At 57.3% G+C, this 225-nt stretch carries 1 protein-coding gene; it reads right to left on the bottom strand.

All coding sequences use genetic code 11. The features are described 5' to 3' along the window. Nucleotides 1-225: peptidoglycan-binding protein (locus HMPREF3031_RS13930; RefSeq protein ID WP_070724986.1), on the bottom strand; the 225-nt coding region annotated here is incomplete at both ends.

Raw genomic sequence — 225 nt, 5'->3', positions numbered from 1 at the left:
CATCGGCATCAGCATCTGCATCAGCGTCTGCGTCGGCATCTGAGTCAGCATCTGCATCTGCATCTGCATCAGCATCTGCATCGGCATCTGCATCGGCATCAGCATCTGCATCAGCGTCTGCGTCTGCATCTGCGTCAGCATCGGCATCTGCATCTGCATCTGAGTCAGCATCTGCGTCTGCGTCTGCGTCGGCATCTGAGTCAGCATCCGCATCGGCATCGGCAT

The sequence above is a fragment of the Staphylococcus sp. HMSC072B07 genome (assembly GCF_001815505.1).
GTDB classification, from domain to species: Bacteria; Bacillota; Bacilli; order Staphylococcales; family Staphylococcaceae; genus Staphylococcus; species Staphylococcus simulans.
Note: the sequence above shows the minus strand (reverse complement) of the source record. Positions and strands in the feature narration are given on the sequence as shown.